We start from the raw sequence: 23,480 nt of genomic DNA on the forward strand, positions 1-23,480 counted from the left end.
GGGGCCCGTCCGGTCAGCGGACCAGCGCGTTCTTGGCGGCGTACCCGGACATGGCCGAGTTGAGACCGCGCATGGCCAGGGTGTAGCCGTAGGGCACGTAGCGCTGGCCCCAGTGCGCGAGCTGGATGTCGCGCGAGGTGTAGACCCAGTAGCGATTGCGCTCCACGCCCTTCACCACGGCGGTCGCGGCCTGCTCGGGAGTCACCGCGTGGCGCAGGAACAAGCGCATCGCCTTCTGCAGTGCCGCGTTGTCGCGATCGACACCGGCGATGTCGACGCTGTCCACCATCGGGGTGGCCATCGCGCCCGGCAGCACCAGGCTGACGCCGATCTTGTGCCTGCGCAGGTCGAACCGCAGCACCTCCGACACCCCGCGCAGGCCGAACTTGGTGGCGCTGTAGGGCGCGTGCCAGGGCAGACCGAACAGCCCGGCCGCCGAGGAGACGTTGACGATGTGGCCGCCGCGGCCCGCCGCGATCATCGGCGGCACGAACTCCTCGATGATGTGGATCGGCCCCATCAGGTTGATGTCGACGGTGCGCCGCCACTGCTGGTGGGTGAGCTTGTCGACGGTGCCCCAGGTGGCGATGCCCGCGACGTTCATGACGATGTCGACCCGGCTGACCGCCTCGAAGGTGTGCGCGGCCAGGCCGACGACGGCGGCATGATCGCTGACGTCGGCGGCGTGCGCGAGGTGCACGGTGGCGCCGGTGGCACGCAGCTCGGCCGCGGTGTCGGCGAGCGCGTCGGCGCTGATGTCGGTGAGCACGAGGGCAGCGCCTTTGGCGGCGGCCGCGAACGCGGTGGCGCGGCCGAGCCCGCTGGCGGCACCGGTGATCAGGCAGGTCTTCCCGTCGAACTTCGTCATGGCCCCGACCCTACGGTTCGGTGAACGGATTCGTCTATGGTCGCGTGGCGATCTCTATGGTGGTCCACCCGCCGACGTGGATCCGGCTGCCCGCGCGCAGTTCGACGGCGACCTGGGGCCGGATCGGCTGCGCGGCGCCGTCCAGGCTGGTCCCGTTGGTGGAGCCGAGGTCGGTCACGGTGAGACCGCCTGCCGGGTCCACCCGGATCAGCGCGTGCGCGCGGGACACCCCGATGTCGGCCGGGGCGATGCCGAGGTCGATCTCGGGCACGATGCCCTGCGAGTCCGAGCGTTTGCCGATCAGGAACTGGCTCCCGTGCAGCGGGATCCGCCGTTCCGGATAGAAGTCGGGGAAGGCGACGCGCTCGGCGTCGGGCCCCTTGTCGGCCTGGACCCTGGTGTAGAACTCGCGGTCGGCGAACACACGGGCCTCCCAGGCCGGCGCGACCCGGTCCCCGCGCGGCCCGTCCGCGCGGACGAGGGTCGGCTCGGCGCGGCGCGGATCGGGCTCCGGACGCGGCGCCGGCGGCAGGGCCGAGTCGTAGCCGCAGACCTCGCAGAACCGGCCGCTGGTCGGCGTCGCGCAGGACGGGCACAGGCGCAGGTCGGCCGGATCCGGCGCGCCGGCACCCGCCAGCGCCGAACCGCACACATCGCAGTAGTCCAGCGAGCGCGACTGGTGCCCGTCCGCGCAGATCGGCATGTCAGGCACCCTCCGGACGGACCCGCGCGGTCTTGGTCGAGCGGATGTCGAGCGCGAGTTCGTCGGCGGCGGCGACCTGGCCGCGCAGCTTGACGGTGCCGTCGCGGTCGTCGACCTCCACCACGCCGCGCAGCAGCTTGGCAGTGGACTCGTGCCCGGAGGCGGCGGCCAGTTCTACCGCGCGCCGCAGTTTCGCGGTCGCGGTGGTGAGGTCGCCGTTGCGACGGGCGGCCAGGCCCTCCTGGACGGCCTGGGCCAGTTCGACCTGCCCGGTGTAGTGGGCGACACGCGTACTGATCCGGGTGGACAGGGTGGTGTCGGTGGTCCAGACCGCGCGCACCAGCCCCTGGCCGAGCACCTCGTCACCGGCCAGCACACTCAGCCGCGCGGCCAGCTTCTCGCGGCCGGGCGCGGCCGGTTCCAGCTCGATCTGCACGTGGTACTCGCGCTCTTCGGCGGCCCAGGACGAGAGCGGGTACTCCCCCACCTGCGGGCCGGTGTCGGTGCGGCGGGGAGTGAGGTCCTCGAGCACCGGCGCGACCTGTTTGACCATCCGCACCCGCGCGCCCGCCGGGGTCCACACCCGCAGGGTGAGCTCCGGGATGACCCGCGCCACCGAGGACCGCATCATCTTGGCGAAGTCGGCGGACAGGTCCTTCGGATCGGCCACCATGTCGGCGTCGCCGGACAGTTTCGAGGAGATCTTGTGCAGATCGGCGGCCATCCAGTCGTCGCCGACACCGCGGCAGTCGCAGACGAAAAGGCCTTCGGCACGGTCGAGTTCGGTGGCCAGCTGCTCCGGCGTCTCGTGCTCGTTCTTGCCGTCGGTGAGCAGGATGGCGTGCGCCTGCGCGCCCGGATGCGCGGCGGCGACCTGGCGGGCCAGCGCGAGCCAGGACCCCATGGCGGTGCCGCCGTCGGGCCGCAGCTTGTCCAGTGCGCGCCGGGCGGCGCTGCGATGGGTGCGATCCGCCGGCGCCGACATGGTGCCGGTCGGGTAGATCAGCCGGGCGGCCTCGGTGCCCTCGATGATGGCGAACGCGGTGCCGTCGGGGATCTCGTCGAGCGCGGTCCTGGTGGCGGTGCGCGCGTTCTCGAACTTGCGCTTGTTGCCCATCGACCCCGAACAGTCGATGATCAGGATCTCCAGCCGGGGCGGCGGGGTGGCGACGGCGGCCAGTTCGGGGCCGGTGGCCACCGTCAGCACCGCGTCGACCACCCGCGTGCCCTCGGCGAGGAACTCGTTCTGGTCGACGGCGATCGAGATACCTGTGGTCTCGGCTGAGCTCATGACACTCCTGGATCGTGCGGTACGGCAGCGGGCGCGGGCACCGGGGCCAGCGCGACCGTGATGTTGTCGCTGCCGCCACTGTTCAGCGCGAAGTCGGCCAGCGCGCGGGCCGCGGCCTGCGGTGAGGTCTCGACGGTGAATCCGGCCAGGGCGACGGCATCCGGTAGGTAGTTCCACAGGCCGTCGCTGCACAGCAGCAGGGTGCCCGGTTCGGTGACGACCAGGCTCTGCAGGCAGTGCGCCGACCAGGGCGCCTCGCCGCCGTCGGCACCGAGCCAGCGCAGCAGCGTGTGCGCGCGGGGGTCGTGCATGGCGGCCTCCTCGTCGAGGGCGCCCGCGTCGACGAGGGCCTGGGCCCAGGAGTCGTCGACACTGAGCCTGCGCGAGGCGGTCGGGTCGCCCGCGGCCAGCCAGAACGCCCGGCTGTCACCGACATTGGCGACGGTGATCTCGGTGCCCTCGGCGGTCGTGCGCACGATCGCCGAGACGTAGGTGCACGAGGGCGCGTACTCGCTGCTGCGCGACATCCCGCGCACCGCCGCGGTCGCGGTCGCCAGGCCCGCCATCACGCTGTCGCGCGCGGACCGGCCGTCGGCGAGGGCGGCCAGCGCGGCGTCGACGCCGGAGCGGGCCGCGGTGCCGGAGGCGGCCTGCGGGTCCTGCGAGGTGGAGACGCCGTCGCTGACCACGATCACCCGGGTGCCGTCGCCGTCGCGGACGGCCGCGGCGACGGCGTCCTCGTTGCGCGCGTGGCTGATTCCGCGGTCGGTGAGCAGATACACCGCGCCCAGATCGTCCTCGAACCGGTCGGGCACCGGCTTCGGGCTGCCGCACTGCACGCAGAAGCCGCCCTCGTAGCGGCGTTCACCGCAGGTCGAGCACTGCGGCACCGCGGCCGGATCGTGTACCGGGAGCGCGACCTTGCGCACGCCGAGTTCCCGCCCGCACCCCTCGCAGAAGCGGTGCCCCGCCCTGGCCGACCCCGCGCAGTCCGGACACCCCGGCGCGCTCACAGCGTGGTCCTCGGCCGCACCGCGTTGGCCTGATCCACCAGCACGAACCGGGTCCACATGTCGTCGGCTTCCCGAGCCAATGTCCGCAAGCATCGTTCCAACCCCGTCCGCACTCCCTGCTCGGTGAATTCCACGTCCAACAGCTTGCCTGGCGCACTCGGCCGCTGTCCCGACCGGATCCAGTTCAGCGCCGCCTCCAGGACCCGCATGCGCACCCGCGCGGTCCGCGTCCGCGAGTCCAGGCTGAGCCGTTCGACCCGCTCGCCGGCCTCCCGCAGCAGCGCCTCGTCCAGCTCGGCGGGCGCGCGGTCGGCCAGCAGGGTCTCGACGGCGGAGACCCTGGCCTCGGTGTACATCGACGAGCTGCGGTCGACCTGGTCGAGCACCGCGACGGCGCCCGTCCGGTCCGCGCTCGCGCGCCGCAGCCGGGCCGCGCCGAAGGCGCCGGACAGATAGGTGTGGTCGGTGCGCCACACCAGCTCGTAGAGCGCCAGCGCGCGATCATGCTGTGCCGCAACAGCTTCGGTCTGCACCGCGCCGAGTTCCAGCGCCGCCGCCAGCGCCAGTTTCGGGGCGGGCTCGCCGGGCAGCGCGGCGTAGACGGCCTCGAAGTCGGCGGCGGCCGTGGCGTACTCGCCGGTCAGCAGCGCCGCCTGGGCGCGGTACCAGACCCGGCGCCAGTCGTATTCCAGGTCGATGTCCAGCGCGGCCAGGCGGGTCAGCGCGGCCTCGGCGTCGCCTGCCTCGAGTTCGGCGCGGACCAGGCGCAGCGGAATCTCCACCGACTCACCGGATCCGGTGACCACGGCGCGCAGCCCGGCCGTCAGCGCCGCCTCGAGTTCGGCGGGGGTGGCCGCGTCGGTGGTGGCCAGCAGGGCGGCGCCGCTGTCGGCGGGATCGACCAGCGGCGCGGGCAGGCCGGCGATCAGCGCGGCGGGCTCCGGGGTGGCGCTGTCGATACCGAAGACCGCGCGGGCGGGACCGAACGAACTCGACATGCCGGGCCGCGGGACCCCGTCGCCGGTGGCCAGTACCTCACGCAGGACGCCGGTGAGCTGATCGGCCATCTCCGCCATCGATCCGAAGCGGGCCAGTGGGTCGTCGTCGGTGGCGCGCAGCAGGAATCGGTGCAGGGAATCGTGGCGGGCGAGCAGGGGTTCGGCCTCGGGAGCGGGCAGCGGGCCGAGTTTGCCGTCGACGGAGGCGATCCGCATCATCAGCACGGCCAGCGTGCGGCCCGCGGTGTAGACCTCGGTGGCCACGGTGGGACCGGTCTCGGCGATCTCGGGCGCCTGGTAGCCGATGGTGCCGTAGATCGGGCTGGTGCGGTCGTCCATCGAGATGACGGCGCCGAGGTCGATCAGCTCGAGCCGTTCCTCGGTCTGCATCACGTTGTCGGGCTTGAAATCGCAGTAGGCCCAGCCACGCGCGTGCAGGTAGCCCAGCGCGGGCAGCATCTCCAGCACGTAGGCGATGGCCTGCGCGGGCGGCAGGTAGCGGTCGTGCTCGGCGCGGTAGGCGCGCAGGATCTGCTTGAGCGAGGTGCCACCGACATAGGCCATCACGATGTAGCCGACCGGATCACCGTCGGCGTCGGCGTGTTCGGTGAAGTTGTGGATCTTGACGATGTTCGGGTGGTCGACCTCGGCCAGGAAGCGCCGCTCGGCCACGGCCGCCGCGAGCGCGTCCGGGTCGCCGGTGTCGATCAGGCCCTTGAGCACCACCCAGCGCCGGTTGACGCGATGGTCGACGGCCAGATAGATCCAGCCCAGGCCGCCGTGCGCGAGCGCGCCCGCCACCTCGTACTGACCGCCGACGAGGTCGCCGGCGCGCAGGCGGGGCACGAAGGAGTAGCGGGTGCCGCAGTGCGGGCAGAACCCGGCGGTCCGGCCTGCTACACCGTCGTGGCTGCGGCCGACGGGCTTGTCGCAGGTGCCGCAGTACCGGTCGGATTCGGGGACCTGCGGGTCGGCGAGCACCGCGGTGGCCGGGTCGACGCGCGGAATCGGCGGCACCTCGACCAGCCCGGCGCCGAGCCTGCCGCGCGCGGCCGAGCGGGCCGACCCGGACCGGTGGGTGCGCACCGAGCGGCTCGAGGTGCGGCCACTGGCGCTCACCGTCGGCGCGGACGGTCTGTACACGGGGCTCGCGGTGGGCGCGGTACCGCAGGTGTCGCAGTACCCGTCGACGATCGTTCCGCCGCAGTCGGGTTCGGCGCACGCGCCCGGGGTGACGGGCGGGGGCGTCGCGCCGTTGCGCGGCTGGGCCGTGGTCCGCGAGGACCTGCCCGCACCGGACGGCGGCACCGCGCTCGGCGGCGGCGCGCTCGCCACCGGGGCGGTGCCGCAGAGGACGCAATAGCCGTCCTCGACGGTGCCGCCGCACCCCGGTTCACTACATGTCATGCTGTCCGCCCCGCTTTCTCCCCGATGATCGAACGATAGTCGGCGACCGCCCGGGTGACCGCGGCCAGATCGCAGGGCGTGCGGCCGAGCAGGCCGGCGGCGATGCGATCGGCGGCGAGGACGTCGCGGTCCTCGCTCACCCCGAGCCGGGACGCCTTGGCCCGGTAGGCCGTCAACCGGCCGCGTAGTTCGGCGCGCCGGTCCAGCAGTCCGCGCGCCAAATCCTGTCGCCGCGTCGCGATGTCGACGGCCTCGGTGGTGCGCGCCCGCAGCGCGAGCAGATGCTCGACCGTCGGTCTGGTCGGCGGCGCGCCGAGGGTGTCGAGCGCGGCGAGCAGTCGCGCGGCCGGTTCCCCGCCGCCGGGGAGCTCGCCGGTCGCGACCTTGCGCGCGGCGTCGGCGGCGGTCTCGTCGGCCGCGCGTTGCAGCGCGTCGAGATCGGCGAGCCCGGCCCGCAGTCGCGCGACCGCGCCGGGCAGGTCGGCGGCGACCGCGAGATACTCGGCGTGCCGGGCGGATTCGGTCTCGATCAGCGCGGTCAGCGAGGCGAGCGCGGCGGTGATCTCGCCCGGCCGGAACCCCAGTGGGTCGGTGCCCGCGCGGCTCAGCATCTTCGCCAGCGGTTCGGCGGCGGCGTCGAGCGCGCCGTGCGCCTGCTCGACCCGCTGCTGGAGCGGGGCGAGCGCGCCGAGCACCTGCTGGTCGACCGCCGCCACTTCCTCGGCGAACGGCGCGACGAACGCGAAGGCGGCGCGCATCCGGTCCAGCGAATCGGCGATGCCGACCGTCACGAGGGTCTCGGCGGGACCGGTGAGTCCGCGCTGCGCCAACGGGATCGGGATCCGGGCGACCTCGTGTGGACGGCCGCGCAGCAGTTCGGTGAGGCGGGCGCGGGCGCGGTCGTCGATCCGGCCGCGACCGCCACGGACCGTCTCGGCCTCGGCCAGGATCGCGCGCACCCGGCCCAGGTCCTCCCAGAGCCGGCCGAGCGCCTCCTCCACCGGCGCCCAGCGGCGCGCGGTCTCCCCCGTCGGCGGATACCGGCGCACCAGGGTCAGGCCGGGATGCCGGTCCAGTTCCAGCAGGGTCGTGGTCACCTGGGCCAATTCCGCGGTGCGCGCGGCCAGTTCCCGATCGATCTCGGCGAGACCGAGCAGCGGCCAGGTCATCCGACGTACCGGGGCACCGGCGGGCCCGGCGACGGCCCGAGCACCCCCAGATGCTGCTGGTAGATCCGCTGCCAGGTGCCGTCGGCGCGGGCCCGGTCGAGCACGCCGTTGACGAACCGGACCAGATCGCTGCTGCCCTTGGGCACGCCGACCGCGTAGGCGCCGGTGCCGATCTCGTCGCCGACCATTTCCAGGTTGCGGTCCTGGGCGACCAGTCCGGCCAGGATCGGCTCGTCGCCGCTGATCGCGTCGACGGTGCCCTGCTGCAGGGCGACCAGGCAGTCGGTCCAGTTGGTCACGCCGAGCACGGCGGGCGGCGTTGGCAGCGCGAACAGCGGCGCGGCCGCGGTGGTGCCCTTGGTGACGCACACCCGCTTGCCCGCGAGCCCGGACGCGGTGGTGATGCCCGAGCCCTTCGGGGCCGCGATGCGTTGCGCCGCACGGTAGTACACGCTGGAGAAGTCGACGTCGCGGCGCCGTTCGCAGGTGGCGGAGAAGGTGCGCACGATCATGTCGACCTTCTTCTCCTGCAGCAGCGGGATCCGGTCGGCCGCGGCGACGGAGCGCAGTTCGATCTTGTCCGGGTCACCGAACAGATCGCGGGCGATCTCCCTGGCCAGATCGATGTCGAAGCCCTCCAGCCGTCCGGTGGACGGGTTGCGGAAGCCGAACATGTAGGTGTTCTGGTCGACGCCGACGCGCAGCCTGCCGTTGGCCACGATCGCGGCCATCGACGAACCGGCGGGCATCGCGCCGGGACGCGGTTGCGCCGTCGGCGCCAACGTCGCCTCGGTGTCACAGGATCCGGTGCCCTCCGCGGCGGGGGCCGCGGTGATGGCCTCCGCGCCGGGGATCGGCGGGGCGACGGCGGTGGCCGGGATGGTCGACGGTGCCGGGGCGTCGCCGCAGCCGGCGACCAGGACGGCCACCGCGGCCAGGACCACGGCCAGGAGGGGACGCCGGGTGCTCACAGGAACTCCTTCAGTCGGGGCCACAGGCCGGTGACCACCGCGCCCGCAGCGGCCAGCAGTAGGAGCAGCGTGCCGAACGGGCTGAGCGTGAAGGTGGTTCCCGCGGCGTCGACGCCGTCGCGCAGGTCGGTGCGGGCCTGGGCCAGCGCGTCGCGCAGTTCGCGGTCGAGCCGGGCGAAGCTGGTGGCCGAGCTGTCGGGACCGGTGCCGATGGCCTGGGTGACGGCGCCCGCGTAGTCGGCCTTCTCGTAGGCGGTGCGCTGGGCGTTGTGACCGGCGTTCCAATTGGTCAGTGCCCGAGCCGCTTCCGAGTCACCCGCACCGGCCGCGGTGAGCCGCTGTTCGAGGTCGCGGGTGTGGGTGTGGAAGGCGTTCTCCGGCGCGGTGATGTCGCCCCGGGTGATCAGGGCGAGCGTCTCGTCGGTCCGGGCCTGCTGGGCCAGGATGCGCGCGCTCGCGAGGTTCTCCACCCGCGCGCCCGCCCCGGAGTCGCCGGTCTCGAGCAGTTGCGCGGCGGTCAGGGTGGCCCCCGCCGACCACACCAGCGCCAGCAGCGCGGCCGCGGCGGCCAGGGCCACCCCGGGGTTCACCAGCCGGTTGGTGCGGCGCAACAACAGCACCGAACCGGCGCCGCAGGCGGCGAGGACAAGAAGCAGGAGCACGATCGAGGTCAGCGGCAGCGCGCCGATGCGGTGCTGGTCCTCGCGGACGGCGGCGAAGCGGGCCTGGTTGAGCTGTTCGGCGTTGGGCAGCAACGAGGTCTGCATGAGGTCGGAGGCCTGCCGCAGATACGCCGAGCCGACCGGGAAGCCCTGGCGGTTGTTGGCCCGCGCGGTCTCCACCAGGCCGGTGTAGGTCGGCAGGTCGGCGGCGATGCGGGCCACGATCGCCCTGGTCTGGGCGTCGGTGGCGCCCGAGGTCGCTTCCGCCAGTGCGGCAGCGGCTTCGGCGAGCGCCTGCTCGTAGGTGTCGCGGACCTGGGGTGATTCGACGCCGCCGGACAGGAACGCCGTCGCCGCACCGGCGTCGGCGGCCGAGAGCGAGACGTAGAGGCTCTGCGCCGCGAAGGCCAGCGGCTCGGTGCGGTCGAGCACCTGCTCGGTGCGGCCGATCTTGGCGTCGAGCTGCTGTCCCACTGTCGATCCGGCGATCAGGCAGGCCACCGTGGTCACCACGAGGACCGCGCCGATCACACCCGGTGTCGTCGCGGCGAAACGCCGCACCCACATCCCCGCGTCTCGGATGGTCGCCGGTAGGCGAGATCCCACACCGTCCTCCTTCGTCTCCCCGGGCGGTGTCTTCGATCGCGATAGTACGGGAGGCGCTGGAAGTTCGCCCGGGCGACCGAAACCCGCTGCGCGCGAGCGGATCGGGCATCGATCACCGTGACGAAGAACGGGGTCCGTCACCGTGAAGTGACGGACCCCGTTCGGGTTCGGGTGGTACCGGAACTCAGGCGCCGACGGCCTGCTCGCCCGGCGCGACGGTCGTGCCGGTCTTGCTGAACCGCAGGACACCGTCCTCGATCGGCGCCTTGTGCATCAGCGTGCGGTCGCGGTAGTAGTTGTTGACCAGCTTCCAGGCACCGCGGGCACCCTGCCGCGGCATCGCGTCGTTGCCGCGCTGGATGTAGCCCGAGGTCAGGGCGCCACCCATCAGCGACTCGTCGGCGATGTCCTCGGGATTGGCGTGCACCTCGTAGGTGGTGTAGCCGCGGTCGCGCATGATGTTCAGCACGCGGCACAGGTAGGCGGCGGCGAGGTCGGCCTTGAGCGTCCAGGACGCGTTGGTGTAGCCGATGATCATCAGGAAGTTCGGGATGTCGGAGTACAGCACGCTCTTGTAGGCGACCGTCTCGTTGAACTTCACCGGCACGCTGTCGATGGACATCGTGATGCCGCCGAGCATCTGCACGTTCAGGCCGGTGGCGGTGACGATGATGTCGGCCTCGAGCTCCTGGCCCGACTCGGTCCGGATGCCCTTCTCGGTGAACGTGGCGATGCGGTCGGTGACGATGTCGGCCTTGCCGCTCTTGAGCACCTTGAACAGGTCACCGTTGGGCACCACGCACAGGCGCTGGTCCCACGGGTTGTAGCTCGGGGTGAAGTGGCGCAGGTCGACGTTCTTGCCGACCTGCAGGCGCACCTGGGCCAGCATCAGCTTCTTGGCCAGCTCGGGGTTGGTGCGGGAGAGCTGGAAGCTGGCCCGCTGCAGGGCGATGTTGCGGGCGCGGCCGATCTTGTAGGCGATCTGGTCGGGCACCCGGGACTTCTTAAGGCCGATGGCGACCGGGTCATCCGAGGGCAGCGCCTGGATCCAGGTGGGCGAGCGCTGCAGCATGGTGACGTGCGCGGCCTTGTCGGCCATCGACGGGATCAGCGTGATCGCGGTGGCGCCGGAACCGATGACGACGACCTTCTTGCCGGTGTAGTCCAGGTCCTCGGGCCAGTGCTGCGGGTGCACGATCCGGCCCTGGAAGTCGTCCTGGCCGGGGAAGGTGGGCTGGTAGCCCTCGTCGTAGTTGTAGTAGCCGCTGGCGCCGACGAGGAAGTTGGCGGTCCAGGTCTCGGTCTCGCCGGTGGCCTCGATCAGGGCGGTGACGGTCCACAGCGCGGCGGCGCGGTCGAAGTCGGCGGTGACGACCTTGCGACCGAAGGTGATGTGGTCGGTGACGCCGTATTCCTTCGCGGTGTCCTCGACGTACTGGCGGATGCTGGCGCCGTCGGCGAGCACCTTGGTGCCGATCCACGGGCGGAAACCGAAACCGAAGGTCAGCATGTCCGAGTCGGAGCGGATGCCGGGGTACTTGAACAGGTCCCAGGTGCCGCCGATGTTGTCGCGGCGCTCCAGGATCGCGTAGCTGCGTCCGGTCTGCTCGCGGATGAGGTGACAAGCCGTGCCGATTCCGGACAGGCCCGCGCCGATGATCAGTACGTCGACATGCCGCGTCATTGAGGAAACTCGTTTCGTAGGGTCGTCGCCGCCCGGGCACCGTCGCCCGAGCCTCCGCCGAGGTTACGTGTTTCGCATGGTTACGTCTAGTTCGGTCGGGCCACGTCATGGCGTGTCGGGGGTTGCGCGCACGGTGATCCGAATCCGTGACGCCGTCGCCTTCGCCGGTCAGAGTCGAGGACGGATTCCCCTCCCTACGACGAAAAGGCGGACATGACCGAGCGCGGACTGTCGTTCCACTGGTTCCTGCCCACATACGGCGATTCGCGCGGGCTGGTCGCCGGCGGACACGGCAGCTTCATGTCCGGTGATCGCCCGGCCACCCTGCGCTACCTCAACCAGCTCACCGCGGCGGCCGAGGACAACGGTTTCGAGGGCGTGCTGACCCCCACCGGCGCCTGGTGCGAGGACGCCTGGCTGACCACCGCCATGCTGGTGCAGACCAGCGAGACGCTCAAGTTCCTGGTGGCGTTGCGCCCCGGCCTGATCAGCCCCACGCTGGCGGCGCAGATGTCGGCGACCTTCCAGCGCCACTCCGGCGGCAGGCTGCTGCTCAATGTCGTCACCGGTGGCGAGCCGCGCGAACAGCAGGCCTACGGCGACTTCCTGGACAAGGCCCAGCGCTACGCCCGCACCGGCGAGTTCCTGCACATCGTGCGCGAGCTGTGGGAATCGACCGCGCCGATCAGCTTCACCGGTGAGCACCTGCGGGTGCGCGACGCGCTGCTCAGTGCCCGGCCCGACCCGATTCCGCCGGTCTTCTTCGGCGGCTCCTCCGGCCCGGCGGGCCCGATCGCGGCGCGCTATGCCGACACCTACCTGACCTGGGGTGAGCCGCTGGACGCGGTGGCGAAGAAGCTGGACTGGATCCGTGGGCTGGCCGCGATCGAGGGCCGCACCGTCGACTTCGGTCTGCGCATCCACGTGATCAGCCGCGACACCGCCGCCGAGGCGTGGGCCGAGGCCGAGCGGCTGCTGGCGGGCATCGCGCCGGGTGAGATCGAGCGGGTGCAGGCGAGCCTGGCCAACAGCGAGTCCGAGGGCCAGCGCCTGATGGCGCAGCTGCACAACGGGCGCACCGACGGACTCGAGATCGCCCCCAACCTGTGGGCCGGGGTCGGGCTGGTCCGCGGCGGCGCGGGCACGGCCCTGGTCGGGTCGCACGCGGAGGTGGCCGAGCGGCTGCTCGAGTACGCCGCGCTCGGGATCGACCACTTCATCCTGTCCGGGTATCCGCACCTGGAGGAGGCGTACTGGTTCGGCGAGGGTGTGCTGCCGATCCTGGAGCGCAAGGGGGTCTGGCGGCACCCGTCGCGGCCCGCCGCGGTGCCGGTGGTGGCACCGTTCACCGCGGCGGCCAGCAGCTGAGACGGCACGGTCAGCGCGCCGCGCCGAACCAGCGGGGCAGGTGGACCAGCAGGTCGTGCTGGTCCACCCCCGCCCAGGCGACGTGGCCGTCGGGGCGCAGCAGCACCGCGGGGACATCGAGTTCCGCGCCGACCTCCACCACATGGTCGACCCGGTCGGCCCAGCCCGCCACCGACAGCCGACCGGTCTGATCGAGCAACACCCCGCGCCCGGCGTGCATGCGGTCGTAGAGGCGCCCGTCCGTCAGCGCGATGTCGCGCAGCCGCCTGCCGAGGAGCTCGTGCCCGTCGCCGACGTCGTAGCGGATCCCGATCGCGACGATCTTCTCGATCAGGTACCGGTTCACCTCCTCGAACTCCATCAGCTCCGCCAGCAGCCTGCGCACGGCCTGCGCGCCCGGGTCGAGCGAGACCAGCGCCATCTGGGCACGGGTGTTGTCCAGGACGTCGGCGGCCACCGGACGCCGTTCGGCCTGGTAGCTGTCGAGCAGGCCCGCCGGCGCCCAGCCCGCGACCGCCGCGGCCAGCTTCCAGCCCAGGTTGACCGCGTCCTGCAGACCCAGATTCAGGCCCTGACCACCCAGCGGTGGATGGATGTGCGCGGCGTCGCCCGCCAGCAGGACCCGGCCGACGCGATAGCTCTCGGCCAGCCGGGTGGCGTCACCGAAGCGCGACAGCCAGCGCGGCGCGTGCGCGCCGAGGTCGGTGCCCGCGGTGGCCACCAGCTGCTGTCGCAGCTCCTCGAACGACGGCGGAACGGTCCGGTCCGCGGCGACACCGGCCGCGGGCACGACGACGCGGTAGACGCCGGCACCGAGCGGCATGGCGCCGAAGCGCAGCTGCGTCTTGCGCACCTCGGCGTTCACCGTGGCCAGCGTCTCCGGGGACGCGGTCAGCCGCAGCTCGCCGAGCAGGGTGTCGACCCGGCTGGGCTCGCCGGGAAAGGCAACGCCGAGCAGCTTGCGCACGGTGCTGCGGCCCCCGTCGCAGCCGACGAGGTAGCGCGAACGCAGCCGCGTGCCGTCGGCCAGCTCGACATCGACGCCGTCCTCGTCCTGCGTCAGCCCGACCACCTCGGCGCCGCGCCGGAGCTCCGCACCGAGGGCCAGCGCGTGCTCGGTCAGCAGGCGCTCGGTGACCGGCTGCGGGATGCCGAGCACGTACGGGTGGGTGGTGTCGAGGCCGGTGGGCTGGGGTTTCACGATCCCGGCGAAGAAGCCGCCGAGCGGGTGCGTCGTCCCCACGGCGAGGAATCGGTCCAGCAGGCCGCGCTGCCCCAGAATCTCGAGACTGCGGGCGTGCAAGCCCATCGCCCGCACCACCGGCGTCGGCGCCGGATCCCGGTCCAGCACCAGCGTCCGGACGCCGTGCAGCCGTAGCTCGCCCGCCAACATCACCCCGGTCGGTCCGCCGCCCGCGACGATCACGTCGATCATCAATGCCCCTTGTTTTCGCTGGTCATGGCTTCGGCAGGCGATTGTGCAGGAGGACCGGGGTCTTGCCGCAAGCCCCGGGGTGAGTTATAAATTGAGTGTGGCAAGGGGTGGTTTTCCCTCCTTGCCATTGGTTTGTCCGCACCCAGGTTGTCTCCTGGAGCCGTGTGCGACGCCCCTCTGCGACCATTGGCCACGGTACGGTTGCGCCTTCTCGATGGCAGTCGATGCATCTTTGCGGCCACTGCTGGTGACCGCTGATTCCTCCTGCCGACACCGCCGAATATGCCCGGGACCTCACCGGCTCTCGTTCACCACGAAACCGCCATACTTCGTGCACCGCCTGCGGTGATACACGCAGTGCATCGCACAATCGCACTCCCCCAAGCGTTTTCGGCAGTGAGTGCACGCGCCGTTCCACGTGAATCAGCCCGTCAGCGCGGGATTCGACCGGATCCCGATACGCTCGGCTCGTGACCCTCACCGTCGGTTTCGATCTGGACATGACCCTCATCGATTCGCGTCCCGGCGTCGCCGTCGCGATCGACACCCTGGCGCGGGAATTCGACCTGCCGATGGTGGGCAGCCACTTCGCCGACCACCTCGGACCGCCGCTGGCCACCCTGCTCGCCGACGCGGGCGCACCCGACGATCTGATCCCCCATCTGGTCACCCGGTTCCGCGCGCTCTACCCCGATGTCGTCCCGCACATCCCCGCCCTGCCCGGCGCGACGGCCGCGCTCGACACCGTGCGCGCCGGTGGCGGCCGCACGCTGGTCGTCACCGGCAAGTACGAGCCGAACGCGCGGCTGCACCTGGACCACCTCGGCTGGGAGGTCGACCGCCTCGCCGGCGATCTCTGGTCCACCGCCAAGGCCGAGGTCCTGCGCGCCGAGTCCGCGGCGGTCTTCGTCGGCGACCACGCCGGTGACATGCGCGGCGCGAAGGCGGCCGACGTCCTGGCCGTCGGCGTGACGACCGGCCCGTACGACGCCGACGGCTTGCGGGCCGCCGGCGCCGACGTCGTCCTCGACGACCTCACCCAATTCCCCGGCTGGCTGGCCGGTTTCGCGGCCGGTCGGGGCTAGGCCACCGGAACCGCCTGCGCGCGGCGGGGTTTCCCGGCCGGAACCCCCGCGTGATCCCGGCCGTTGTCGTGACATGTCGACCGACCCCTACTGGAATCACAACACGCAGTACCACCCCTGGATCCTCGATCAGGTCCCGGCCCACGCCCGCACCGCGCTCGACATCGGGTGCGGCGACGGCCTGCTCGCCCGCAAACTCGCCACCCGCTGCGACGCCGTCCTCGGCGTCGACATCGACGACGACATCATCGCCACCGCGCCTGCCGCCCCCAACGTGCACCTCGAACAGGCCGACTTCCGCGATCTCGACGACACCTTCGACATGGTCACCGCCGTCGCCACCCTCCACCATGTTCCCGTCCGCGACGGCATCGCCGCCCTGCGTCACCTCGTCGCCCCGGGCGGCACCCTCGCGGTGGTCGGCCTCTGGAAGATGCACCCCCTCACCGACATCCACTATCTCCCGCTGCTGCCCGCGATCCGCGGGCTGGACTGGTGGCGCCGCGGCGCGCTGGGCGGCCCGAACGCCACGGTCCGCGACCCGCGGGAAACGCTGGCCGAGATCCGTGCGGTGACCGGCGAACTGCTGCCGGGCGCGCAGATCCGCCGTCGCCTGATGTGGCGCTACACCCTGGTCTGGCGCAAGCCCGGTCAGCCCGGATAGGCCGCCACCAGACCACCGTCGACGATGATGTCCTGCCCGGTGACATAGGACGCCTCGGCCGATCCGAGGAAGGCGACCAGGGCGGCGACCTCCTCGGCCGTGCCGAACCGGCCCGCCACCACCCGGCCCGCCGCCGCGGCCGCGAACTCCTCGGTCATCGCGGCCGCGGACATGGGGGTATCGATATAGCCGGGGCTGATCGAATTCACCCGGATTCCGCGCGGACCGAGTTCGGTGGCCAGCGTGCGGGCCAGGTTGTGCACGGCGGCCTTGGTCGCGGCGTAGAGGGTGAGCGCGCTGTCGCCGCGGTGCAGGGTCCACGACGCGTTGAGCACGACCGAACCGCCCGCGGCCAGCAGCGGCAGCGTCTTCTGGACGGTGAAGAAGACGCCTTTGACGTTCACCGCGACCGCGTGGTCGAAGACCTCCTCGGTGATCTCGGGAAACGGCGCGAAGGTGCCTGCGCCCGCGTTGGCGAAGACCAGATCGAGCCGCCCGAAGCGGGCCGTGAGCGTGTCGGTCAGCGCGTCCAGTGCGTCGAGATCGGCCGTGTCGGCGGCGATTCCGGTGGCCCGCGGTCCCAGGTCGGCGGCCGCGGCGCGCACCCTGTCCTCGGTGCGGCCGGTGACGATCACCTGGGCGCCTTCGGCGATCAGCCTGCGCGCGGTGGCCAGGCCGATGCCGCTGGTGCCGCCGGTGACGAGGGCGACGCGGTCGGTGTAGCGGTTCATGCGAGTCCTTCGGTGAGATGGTCGGCGACGGTGTGCAGCCAGGCCGACCGGTGGTTGCCGACGAGGTGGTCACCGCCGGGAATGCGGAGGTAGCGGCCCTGCGGTGCGGCGCGGGCCAGCGCGGCGCCGTCGGTGACGCCGGGGATCACGTCGTCGGCGCCGTCGACCACCAGCAGCGGGCAGCGCACGCGCGGTGCCAGGTCGGTGAGGTCGACGGTGGCGGCGAAAGCCTCGGCGGCGGCTCGTGATCCGGCCCGGTGGGTCATCAGGTCGCGGACGGGGTCGGGCAGGTGTCGCCAGTCCAGTCGGTAGGGTCCGCTCACGGTGGCGGCCACGACGATGCGTGGGTCGCGGGCCGCGGCCGCCGCGACATAGAAGCCGCCGAGGCTGAGACCGACGACGCCGACCCGTGCGACGCCCAGGGTGTCGATCGCCGTGGCGACGACCGCCGGGTAGTCCGGGTCCAGCGTCGACGTGGCGACAGCGGCCCCCTGCGCGGGACCGTCCAGGGCGAGAACCCGGAGGCCGCGGGCCACGAGCGCATCGGCGAGGACATGGAATTCGTCCTTGCTCGAGTCGAGGCCGGGCACCACGATCACCGTGCCGATGGCGGCGGCGGGACCGCGCAGGATGCCCGTGAAACCGGGGCCGCTGCACCGCCGGGTGGTCGGATCCAGCAGGGAGTAGCCCTGTTCGGCAGCCGCATCCGCCGCCGCCGCTGCGGCCGCGTGGCCGTCGTCGGGCACCAGCGTGGCCAGGTGCGACCAGCGGGCCGCCAGGAGCAGGTGGTGGCCGCGCGTGATCGCCGAGCCGGGAGTGTTCCGGTGGCGGTCGGCGGCCGCTACACAGGTAGGTGCCCAGTCGGCGGGCGTGCCGATATCGGCGCAGATCCGCCGGTAATCGTGCGGATCGATGCCCGCCGCGGTGGCCCGGCTGAACAGGGCGTCGACCAGGTCGGCGCTCATCGGCCCGCGCTCGTGGTCAGGACGGCCTTGCCGCGTACCCGGCGCTCCCGCAGGTCGACGAGCACGCGTGCGGTCTCGGACCAGTCGGAGACCACGCCGATCTCGGGATGCAACCGCCCCTCGGCGACCAGCCGCACCAGGGTGGCGAGATCGCGCCCGTACGGTCCGCCCGCGTAATGGAAGTGGCGGATCGTCGCGTTCTCCGGCCCGGCGAAGAAGTCGAAGAAGTTCAGCGTGACCGGGGTCCGACTGGCCTGACCGAACCAGATCAGGGTGCCACCGGGTCGCAGCAGCGCCAGGCTCGTGGCCGTCGCGGCACCGCCGATCGACTCGAGCACGAGGTCGAACGGGCCTGCCGCGGCGGCGATCTCGTGCACCACCCGGGTCGCGCCGAGCATGGACAGGCGCTCGCCCCGTTCGGGCGTCGCGGTGAGGACGGTGACGTCGGCGCCCGCGGCGGCGGCCAGCTCGGTGACATAGTGGCCCACGCCGCCGGAGGCCCCGGTCAGCAGAATGCGCGCGCCCGCCACCGGGCCCGCCGCGCGCAGCAACCGCAGGGCCGTGATCCCGGCCAGCGGCAGGGCGGCCGCCGTCACCACGTCGAGCGCGTCGGGCAGCACGGCGAGCGCGTCGGTGGGCACCGCCACGTAGTCGGCCCAGCCGCCGAGCGCCGGATGACCGACCACCCGGGTTCCCATCGACGGACCCGAGCCGTCGGCCGCCGCCTGCACGACCAGTCCCGCGATGTCCTTGCCCGGTAACAGGTCCGGACGCGGATCCTCCAGCAGGAACGTCTCACCCCGGTTCGGGGCGAAGGCCGCGACGCGCACCAGCGCCTCGTCGGGTCGCGGCACGGGTTCGGTCGCCTCGGTGAACGCGACCGGCCGCCCCGGGTCGCCCGTCGGAATCAAACGCTGCATGACCCCAGGGAACCGCCGGGCCGCACCGACCGGCCAACAACCCGGCGACGGCGCCGACAACGATCGGTTGTCACCGCTGGCAGCACGGCTCTCCGGCTAGGGTGGACGACTGTGGATCTGGATCTCGCGACGGTGCGCGCGTTCGTGTTCGTCGCCGAGGAACGGCATTTCGGCCATGCCGCGGCGGCGCTCGGGCTGAGTCAGCAGGCGCTGTCCAAACGGGTGGCGCGGCTGGAATCGACCCTCGGCGTGCGGCTGCTGGACCGCGACCATCAGGGCGTGCGGCTCACCGAGGACGGCGCCCGCTTCCTGCCGGGCGCACAGGACACCCTCGACGCCGGCGATCGGGCCGTCGCCGCGCTGCTCGACGAGCGGCGTCCCGTGCGCGTGGACGTGTGGGGCCATCTGTACGCACCGCTGCGCACCCTCGCCGGGCTCACCACCGCTCCGGGCGCGCCGCCGCTGGAGCCCGGGCACGGCCGCGACCTGCCCGCCGTCGCCGCGGCGCTCGCGCACGGCGATATCGATGCGGGATTCGGCCGGGTCCATCCCCCACTGCCGCCCGGCCTGACCCATCGGCTGATCCGCCTCGAACCGGTCGATGTCCTGCTCGGCGCGGACCATCCGCTGGCCGCCGCGCCCGAACTACGTCCCGACCAGCTGCGCGACAGCGTCCTGCACACGCCCGCGGCCCTGGATCGCCTCGATTTCCTGGCCCGCTTCGCCGAGCGTTTCGGGATCGGCGAACACCGCGCCACCCCGAATCTCGGTCTGGCCCCGCTGCTGTCCGCGCTCGCCGCCGATCCCCGCGGCTTCGTGCTGCTGCCCGCCGACGTCGAGACACCCGAGGTCCCCGGTGTCCGCGCGATCCCGCTGGTCGATCCGACACCGCTGTACGCGTGGTCGCTGATCTGGCGCACCGGCCCCGCATCGCCGCAGGTGGACGCCCTGCTCGCCGCCCTGGTGCGGACGGCGGGCGAGCGCCGCTGGCTGGAATACGATCCGGCCCGCGACTGGCTTCCCGCCGCCGACTGACCAGCGCGCGACGGGCGCAACGGTTTTCGATGCGCCCATGCCGGGTGATACAGTCCGCCCAGTTTTTGTACGGGGAGGGTTTCGCACAGCGTGACGATGAATCGCACCAGATGGATCGTGGCGGGGATCTGCGCCGTGGTCGTCGCCATCGTCGCCGTGATCGTGGTGGTCGTGGTGACCAGGGACGAGAATCCGCGCGAGTTCGTGGCCGAGCACTATCAGCGGGCCCGCCAGCTCGACCAGGTCAACGACGGCCTCGCCTTCACCGCGGCCGCCGCGCCCGCCGCCGTGGCCGCGGCCATCGCGAAGGCCACCGACCCCCGTGATCGCCGCACTACCGGCGACAACCACTACCTGCGCTTCGACAAGGACCTCGTCGCGGTGTCACCGCACGCGGGCGGTTCGCTGGTGCTGGTCGACAGCCTCGCCAACGGCACCCGCCGCCATCACACGCACACCAGCACCTACGGCTGGAACAGCGGTTCCGCGGCGGGCGACTTCCGCGGCGGCGGCAGCGACCAGGGCGGCAAGTAGTACATCGTCACACAGCACAGGAGGACACACATGCTCGCCGACCTGGCGGCGGACGCGGGTGCCGCGCTCGCCTACTCCGCGGTGGGAATCGTGTTGATGGCCGTCGGTTTCGGCGTCGTCGACCTGCTCACCCCCGGTGATCTGCGCGCCCAGATCTGGCTCGAGCGCAACCGCAACGCCGCGACACTGCTCGCGTCGAACCTGTTCGGCGTGGGGATCATCGTGGCCACCGCCATCTGGACCTCCGAGGGCAAGATCCTGCAGGCGCTACTGGCGAGCGCGATCTACGGGGTGATCGGCCTGGCCGCGATGGCACTGGCGTTCGTGCTGCTCGACGCGCTCACCCCGGGCGATTTCCGGGCCGTCGTCGCCGATCCGGAACCGCATCCGGCGGTGTGGGTCACGACGTCGGCGCATGTCGCGGTCGCGCTGGTGGTGGCCGCGGGCCTGACCTGATGCCGGTGCACCGCCTGGCCAGGGCGGCGCTGCTGGCGACCGTGTTCGTCTGCGCGGCCTGCGGTCTGGTGTACGAGCTGTCGCTGGTCACCCTCGGCAGCTATCTGATCGGTGACACCGCGGCGCAGGCCTCGATCACGTTGAGCGTGATGGTGTGCGCGATGGGTGTGGGCGCGCTGGCCGCGAAACCGCTGCGCCGCCAGGCCGCGGCCGCGTTCGTCGCGGTCGAACTGGCGCTGGCCGTGATCGGCGGGCTGTCGGTGGCGGCGCTGTACGCCAGCTACGCCTGGCTCAATGTCTACACCGGGACCCTGGTGCTGGCGGCGGCGGTGATCGGCATGCTGATCGGCGCCGAGATCCCGCTGCTGATGGAGCTGCTCCAGCAGATCCGCAGGCAGGAGGCCAGCGGCGCGGTCGCGGACCTGTTCGCCGCCGATTACGTCGGCGCGCTGCTGGGCGGGCTGGCGTTCCCGTTCCTGCTGCTGCCGGTGTTCGGGCAGATCCGCGGCAGCCTCGTGGTCGGCGTGGTGAACGCCGCCGCCGGACTGGCGTTGGCGTTCTTCTTCTTTCGCGCGCAGATGACCCGCACGGCCCGGCGCGTGCTGGTGATCGCGACGGTCCTCGTCGCGGGCGGGCTCACGAGCACCTACCTCTACGCCGACCGGTTCGAGGCGACCGCCCAGCAGGCGCTGTTCGCGCATCCGATCGTGTGGCAGACCCGCACGCCGTATCAGCAGATCGTGCTCACCGAGTCGTTCTCGCCGTTCGGCACCACCGACACCCGGCTCTATCTCAACGGCGGACTGCAGTTCTCCTCGGTCGACGAGTATCGGTACCACGAGGCGCTGGTACATCCGGTGCTGGCGGGCGCGCACCGCTCGGTGCTGGTGCTCGGCGGTGGGGACGGCCTGGCGCTGCGGGAGATCCTGCGGTATCCCGATGTCGCCGAGGTGACGCTGGTCGAGCTCGATCCGGCGATGATCGAGCTAGCCCGTGCCGACGAGCGCCTCACCACCCTCAACCAGCGTTCCTTCGACGACCCCCGGGTGCGGGTGGTCACCGCCGACGCGTTCACCTGGTTACGCGGTGCCCCCGGTCTTTTCGACGCGGTGATCGTCGACCTGCCCGACCCGGACCAGACCTCGGTCGCCAAGCTGTACTCGCAGGAGTTCTACGCGATGACCGCGAACGTGTTGGCGCCGGGCGCCCGGCTGGTGGTGCAGTCCGGGTCGCCGTTCTTCGCCCCGCGCTCGTTCTGGACCATCGACGCCACCCTCCGCGCGGCCGGGCTGCGCACCACGCCGTACCACGTGGACGTCCCGAGCTTCGGCGATTGGGGCTTCGTTCTCGCCGCCGTCGGCGAAGCCCCGGCCCCGGCCCTGCGCTCCCCCGGCCCGCTGCGCTCCCTCGACGACCGCACCCTCACCGCCGCCACGGTGTTCCCGCCGGACCGCCGGGCGGTCGACCCGCAGGTGTCGACCCTCATGCGCCCGGTGATCCTGGATCTCCAGCGCCAGGAATGGCGCTGACCCTCAGGCCGTTCCGGAACAGGCCAGGTGGGTGCCGACCACGGCGAGTCCCAGGCCGGCCACCGCCGCCGACAGCGCGGGCAGGGGTTCCCGCACCACGCGCGTCGCCGCGCGCCGCGTCGCGGAGGCCACTCGCTCGACGCGCTGTCGCACCGGCATCCGCTCGGTGGACCGCGCCTCATCTGGCGCGCGGCCACGCAGGCTCCGGCGGAGGACACCGACGAGAGTGAGGACGAGGGCGGTGATCAGCATCGTCTCCTCCTGCCGCTCACCGGGTTCCGGCCGGTGCGGCGGTTGCCGCCCGGCGCGCACCTGGTGCGGTGACGAGGCCGAAGGCGATCAGGCTGTCGGCGGTGTCGCGGATGGTGTCCTCGATCGGGCGCATGGTCCAGCCCAGTTCGCGCCGGGCCTTGTCGGCGCTGACGTTCTCGGTGCGGCCGAGCACCGGGATGGTCAGCGCGACGCTCTTGTCGAACACCGCGACCAGCCGCACCAGCCAGTTCGGCAGCACCCGGGTCGGCACCCGGAAGCCCTGCGGGGCGAATTGCCGGTCGAGTATCGCGGCCAGCTCGCCCATCCACAGCGGCTCGTCCGCGCAGATGTACCGGTTGCCCACCGCCGCGGGCACTTCCATCGCCAGCCGGTGCGCGACGGCCAGGTCGCGCACGTCGACCGGGGTCCAGCCGGTGCGCACCGACCCGGGCACGTCACGGGTGAGCAGCCGGCGGATCGGTTCGTGCGAGGTGCTGGTCGTCGCGTCGAGCAGCGGGCCGAGCACCATGCCGGGATTCACGGAGACGAGTTCGAGTCCGCCGTCGAGTGATTCGACGTAGTCCCAGGCGGCGCGCTCAGCGAGGGTCTTGCTCTTCTGATACGCCGGAACCCGCTCGACCACCGACCAGTCGGCCTCGGTCCGGACGGCGTCGGTGTCGTGACCGTAGGCCACCGCGGCGACCGACGAGGTGAGGACCACACGCCGCACGCCCGCCGCCGCGGCGGCGCGCAGCACCCGCAGGGTGCCGTCGACGGCGGGGCCGATCAGCGCCTGCTCGTCGTCCGGCGGCGCGGACGGGAACGGCGAGGCGACGTGCAGCACGGTGTCGCAGCCGGCCACCGCCTCGGCCCAGCCGGCGTCGTCGTCCAGGGTGGCGGCGACGAACTCGAGATCACCGCCGGTGCGGCGGGCGAGCTCGGTCAGGTGCGCGCGGCGGGCGTGCGCGTCGAGGTCACGCACGGTGCCGCGGACGGCGTAGCCGTGCTCGAGCAGTTCGGCGATGCAGTGGCCGGCCACGAAACCTGTCGCGCCGGTGACCAATACCCGAGTGGTCATGGTGTTCACCCTTCGTCCTTCGGGGGGCGCCCGCTCATCTGAGCGGTGCTCAAATA

Annotated in this window: 23 protein-coding genes; 8 read left to right on the plus strand and 15 right to left on the minus strand. The window is 72.3% G+C overall.

All coding sequences use genetic code 11. The features are described from left to right. Positions 1 to 13: 13 nt before the first annotated feature. From ACFVW6_RS19095 to ACFVW6_RS19115, 5 genes are read right to left on the minus strand one after another with little or no spacing between them, the layout of a single operon-like run. Positions 14 to 868: an SDR family oxidoreductase gene (locus ACFVW6_RS19095; RefSeq protein WP_355280338.1), complete on the minus strand. Its 855-nt coding sequence runs from the start codon at positions 866 to 868 to the stop codon at positions 14 to 16. 34 nt (positions 869 to 902) lie between these two features. Next, positions 903 to 1,571, minus strand: coding sequence for an FHA domain-containing protein (locus tag ACFVW6_RS19100; protein WP_355280337.1), 669 nt, complete (start codon positions 1,569 to 1,571; stop codon positions 903 to 905). A gap of 1 nt (position 1,572) precedes the next feature. After that, complete coding sequence (locus ACFVW6_RS19105; RefSeq protein WP_355280336.1) at positions 1,573 to 2,862, minus strand: VWA domain-containing protein; 1,290 nt, start codon at positions 2,860 to 2,862, stop codon at positions 1,573 to 1,575. Beyond that, positions 2,859 to 3,875, minus strand: a complete 1,017-nt coding sequence (locus tag ACFVW6_RS19110) for a PP2C family protein-serine/threonine phosphatase (protein ID WP_378829292.1) — start codon at positions 3,873 to 3,875, stop codon at positions 2,859 to 2,861. Before ACFVW6_RS19110 ends, ACFVW6_RS19105 begins: the two co-directional genes overlap by 4 nt. Continuing rightward, positions 3,872 to 6,016, minus strand: a complete 2,145-nt coding sequence (locus ACFVW6_RS19115; protein WP_378829294.1) for a tetratricopeptide repeat protein — start codon at positions 6,014 to 6,016, stop codon at positions 3,872 to 3,874. The genes ACFVW6_RS19110 and ACFVW6_RS19115 overlap by 4 nt, the downstream gene beginning before the upstream one ends. Here ACFVW6_RS19115 and ACFVW6_RS19120 point away from each other — a divergent pair. Continuing rightward, complete coding sequence (locus ACFVW6_RS19120) at positions 5,952 to 6,236, plus strand: hypothetical protein (protein ID WP_378829442.1); 285 nt, start codon at positions 5,952 to 5,954, stop codon at positions 6,234 to 6,236. The two genes, ACFVW6_RS19115 and ACFVW6_RS19120, sit on opposite strands and share 65 nt — an antisense overlap. A 40-nt stretch (positions 6,237 to 6,276) precedes the next feature. Here the strand turns inward: ACFVW6_RS19120 and ACFVW6_RS19125 are convergent, their stop codons facing one another. The 4 genes from ACFVW6_RS19125 to ACFVW6_RS19140 all read right to left on the minus strand — a co-directional run bounded on the left by ACFVW6_RS19125 (position 6,277) and on the right by ACFVW6_RS19140 (position 11,372). Further along, on the minus strand, positions 6,277 to 7,449 hold the full coding sequence (locus tag ACFVW6_RS19125) for a hypothetical protein (RefSeq protein WP_378829297.1): 1,173 nt from the start codon (positions 7,447 to 7,449) through the stop codon (positions 6,277 to 6,279). Next, a complete protein-coding gene (locus ACFVW6_RS19130) occupies positions 7,446 to 8,420 on the minus strand; it encodes a glutamate ABC transporter substrate-binding protein (protein WP_378829299.1) in 975 nt (324 codons plus the stop codon). Before ACFVW6_RS19130 ends, ACFVW6_RS19125 begins: the two co-directional genes overlap by 4 nt. After that, a complete protein-coding gene (locus tag ACFVW6_RS19135) occupies positions 8,417 to 9,688 on the minus strand; it encodes a hypothetical protein (RefSeq protein WP_378829301.1) in 1,272 nt (423 codons plus the stop codon). The genes ACFVW6_RS19130 and ACFVW6_RS19135 overlap by 4 nt, the downstream gene beginning before the upstream one ends. Positions 9,689 to 9,872: 184 nt before the next feature. Beyond that, the gene (locus tag ACFVW6_RS19140) at positions 9,873 to 11,372 is read right to left on the minus strand and encodes a flavin-containing monooxygenase (RefSeq protein WP_378829303.1); all 1,500 of its coding nucleotides are present in this window, start codon (positions 11,370 to 11,372) and stop codon (positions 9,873 to 9,875) included. Between the two features lie 213 nt (positions 11,373 to 11,585). Between ACFVW6_RS19140 and ACFVW6_RS19145 the strand changes: the two genes are divergently transcribed. After that, entirely contained in the window at positions 11,586 to 12,740 is a 1,155-nt protein-coding gene (locus ACFVW6_RS19145; RefSeq protein ID WP_378829306.1) for an LLM class flavin-dependent oxidoreductase, read from the plus strand. Between the two features lie 10 nt (positions 12,741 to 12,750). Here ACFVW6_RS19145 and rox read toward each other — a convergent pair whose 3' ends face one another. Continuing rightward, entirely contained in the window at positions 12,751 to 14,175 is a 1,425-nt protein-coding gene (gene rox, locus ACFVW6_RS19150) for a rifampin monooxygenase (protein WP_378829308.1), read from the minus strand. Positions 14,176 to 14,645: 470 nt separating this feature from the next. Here rox and ACFVW6_RS19155 point away from each other — a divergent pair, with 470 nt between their 5' ends. Next, the gene (locus tag ACFVW6_RS19155; RefSeq protein WP_378829311.1) at positions 14,646 to 15,260 is read left to right on the plus strand and encodes an HAD family hydrolase; all 615 of its coding nucleotides are present in this window, start codon (positions 14,646 to 14,648) and stop codon (positions 15,258 to 15,260) included. A 73-nt stretch (positions 15,261 to 15,333) separates the two neighbouring features. Beyond that, positions 15,334 to 15,924, plus strand: coding sequence for a class I SAM-dependent methyltransferase (locus ACFVW6_RS19160; protein ID WP_378829313.1), 591 nt, complete (start codon positions 15,334 to 15,336; stop codon positions 15,922 to 15,924). Here ACFVW6_RS19160 and ACFVW6_RS19165 read toward each other — a convergent pair. From ACFVW6_RS19165 to ACFVW6_RS19175, 3 genes are read right to left on the minus strand one after another with little or no spacing between them, the layout of a single operon-like run. Continuing rightward, positions 15,912 to 16,655, minus strand: coding sequence for an SDR family NAD(P)-dependent oxidoreductase (locus tag ACFVW6_RS19165; RefSeq protein WP_378829315.1), 744 nt, complete (start codon positions 16,653 to 16,655; stop codon positions 15,912 to 15,914). The two genes, ACFVW6_RS19160 and ACFVW6_RS19165, sit on opposite strands and share 13 nt — an antisense overlap. Continuing rightward, the gene (locus tag ACFVW6_RS19170) at positions 16,652 to 17,620 is read right to left on the minus strand and encodes an alpha/beta hydrolase family protein (RefSeq protein ID WP_378829317.1); all 969 of its coding nucleotides are present in this window, start codon (positions 17,618 to 17,620) and stop codon (positions 16,652 to 16,654) included. The genes ACFVW6_RS19165 and ACFVW6_RS19170 overlap by 4 nt, the downstream gene beginning before the upstream one ends. Next, complete coding sequence (locus tag ACFVW6_RS19175; RefSeq protein ID WP_378829319.1) at positions 17,617 to 18,540, minus strand: zinc-binding dehydrogenase; 924 nt, start codon at positions 18,538 to 18,540, stop codon at positions 17,617 to 17,619. Before ACFVW6_RS19175 ends, ACFVW6_RS19170 begins: the two co-directional genes overlap by 4 nt. Positions 18,541 to 18,651: 111 nt before the next feature. Between ACFVW6_RS19175 and ACFVW6_RS19180 the strand changes: the two genes are divergently transcribed. From ACFVW6_RS19180 to ACFVW6_RS19195, 4 genes are all read left to right on the plus strand, one after another. Beyond that, positions 18,652 to 19,575, plus strand: a complete 924-nt coding sequence (locus tag ACFVW6_RS19180) for a LysR family transcriptional regulator (RefSeq protein ID WP_378829322.1) — start codon at positions 18,652 to 18,654, stop codon at positions 19,573 to 19,575. 96 nt (positions 19,576 to 19,671) lie between these two features. Next, on the plus strand, positions 19,672 to 20,109 hold the full coding sequence (locus ACFVW6_RS19185) for a DUF4247 domain-containing protein (RefSeq protein ID WP_378829324.1): 438 nt from the start codon (positions 19,672 to 19,674) through the stop codon (positions 20,107 to 20,109). A 30-nt stretch (positions 20,110 to 20,139) separates the two neighbouring features. Beyond that, positions 20,140 to 20,565, plus strand: coding sequence for a DUF350 domain-containing protein (locus ACFVW6_RS19190; protein WP_378829326.1), 426 nt, complete (start codon positions 20,140 to 20,142; stop codon positions 20,563 to 20,565). After that, entirely contained in the window at positions 20,565 to 22,094 is a 1,530-nt protein-coding gene (locus ACFVW6_RS19195; RefSeq protein WP_378829328.1) for a polyamine aminopropyltransferase, read from the plus strand. Before ACFVW6_RS19190 ends, ACFVW6_RS19195 begins: the two co-directional genes overlap by 1 nt. Positions 22,095 to 22,097: 3 nt before the next feature. Here ACFVW6_RS19195 and ACFVW6_RS19200 read toward each other — a convergent pair whose 3' ends face one another. Continuing rightward, positions 22,098 to 22,346, minus strand: coding sequence for a hypothetical protein (locus ACFVW6_RS19200; RefSeq protein WP_378829331.1), 249 nt, complete (start codon positions 22,344 to 22,346; stop codon positions 22,098 to 22,100). A gap of 16 nt (positions 22,347 to 22,362) precedes the next feature. Further along, entirely contained in the window at positions 22,363 to 23,424 is a 1,062-nt protein-coding gene (locus ACFVW6_RS19205) for an NAD-dependent epimerase/dehydratase family protein (RefSeq protein WP_378829333.1), read from the minus strand. Positions 23,425 to 23,480: the final 56 nt, after the last annotated feature.

Origin of the sequence: Nocardia sp. NPDC058244 (genome assembly GCF_042882065.1) — a bacterium.
Taxonomy (GTDB): Bacteria; Actinomycetota; Actinomycetes; order Mycobacteriales; family Mycobacteriaceae; genus Nocardia.

Excerpts from the sequence above, each read along its gene's own strand:
- ACFVW6_RS19160 (WP_378829313.1), top strand. The coding sequence starts at position 15,334 with ATGTCGACCGACCCCTACTGGAATCACAACACGCAGTACCACCCCTGG.
- ACFVW6_RS19105 (WP_355280336.1), bottom strand. The coding sequence starts at position 2,862 with ATGAGCTCAGCCGAGACCACAGGTATCTCGATCGCCGTCGACCAGAAC.
- ACFVW6_RS19125 (WP_378829297.1), bottom strand. The coding sequence starts at position 7,449 with ATGACCTGGCCGCTGCTCGGTCTCGCCGAGATCGATCGGGAACTGGCC.
- rox (WP_378829308.1), bottom strand. The coding sequence starts at position 14,175 with ATGATCGACGTGATCGTCGCGGGCGGCGGACCGACCGGGGTGATGTTG.
- ACFVW6_RS19195 (WP_378829328.1), top strand. The coding sequence starts at position 20,565 with ATGCCGGTGCACCGCCTGGCCAGGGCGGCGCTGCTGGCGACCGTGTTC.
- ACFVW6_RS19200 (WP_378829331.1), bottom strand. The coding sequence starts at position 22,346 with ATGCTGATCACCGCCCTCGTCCTCACTCTCGTCGGTGTCCTCCGCCGG.
- ACFVW6_RS19185 (WP_378829324.1), top strand. The coding sequence starts at position 19,672 with ATGAATCGCACCAGATGGATCGTGGCGGGGATCTGCGCCGTGGTCGTC.
- ACFVW6_RS19095 (WP_355280338.1), bottom strand. The coding sequence starts at position 868 with ATGACGAAGTTCGACGGGAAGACCTGCCTGATCACCGGTGCCGCCAGC.
- ACFVW6_RS19140 (WP_378829303.1), bottom strand. The coding sequence starts at position 11,372 with ATGACGCGGCATGTCGACGTACTGATCATCGGCGCGGGCCTGTCCGGA.
- ACFVW6_RS19175 (WP_378829319.1), bottom strand. The coding sequence starts at position 18,540 with ATGCAGCGTTTGATTCCGACGGGCGACCCGGGGCGGCCGGTCGCGTTC.
- ACFVW6_RS19170 (WP_378829317.1), bottom strand. The coding sequence starts at position 17,620 with ATGAGCGCCGACCTGGTCGACGCCCTGTTCAGCCGGGCCACCGCGGCG.
- ACFVW6_RS19190 (WP_378829326.1), top strand. The coding sequence starts at position 20,140 with ATGCTCGCCGACCTGGCGGCGGACGCGGGTGCCGCGCTCGCCTACTCC.
- ACFVW6_RS19205 (WP_378829333.1), bottom strand. The coding sequence starts at position 23,424 with ATGACCACTCGGGTATTGGTCACCGGCGCGACAGGTTTCGTGGCCGGC.
- ACFVW6_RS19145 (WP_378829306.1), top strand. The coding sequence starts at position 11,586 with ATGACCGAGCGCGGACTGTCGTTCCACTGGTTCCTGCCCACATACGGC.
- ACFVW6_RS19165 (WP_378829315.1), bottom strand. The coding sequence starts at position 16,655 with ATGAACCGCTACACCGACCGCGTCGCCCTCGTCACCGGCGGCACCAGC.
- ACFVW6_RS19100 (WP_355280337.1), bottom strand. The coding sequence starts at position 1,571 with ATGCCGATCTGCGCGGACGGGCACCAGTCGCGCTCGCTGGACTACTGC.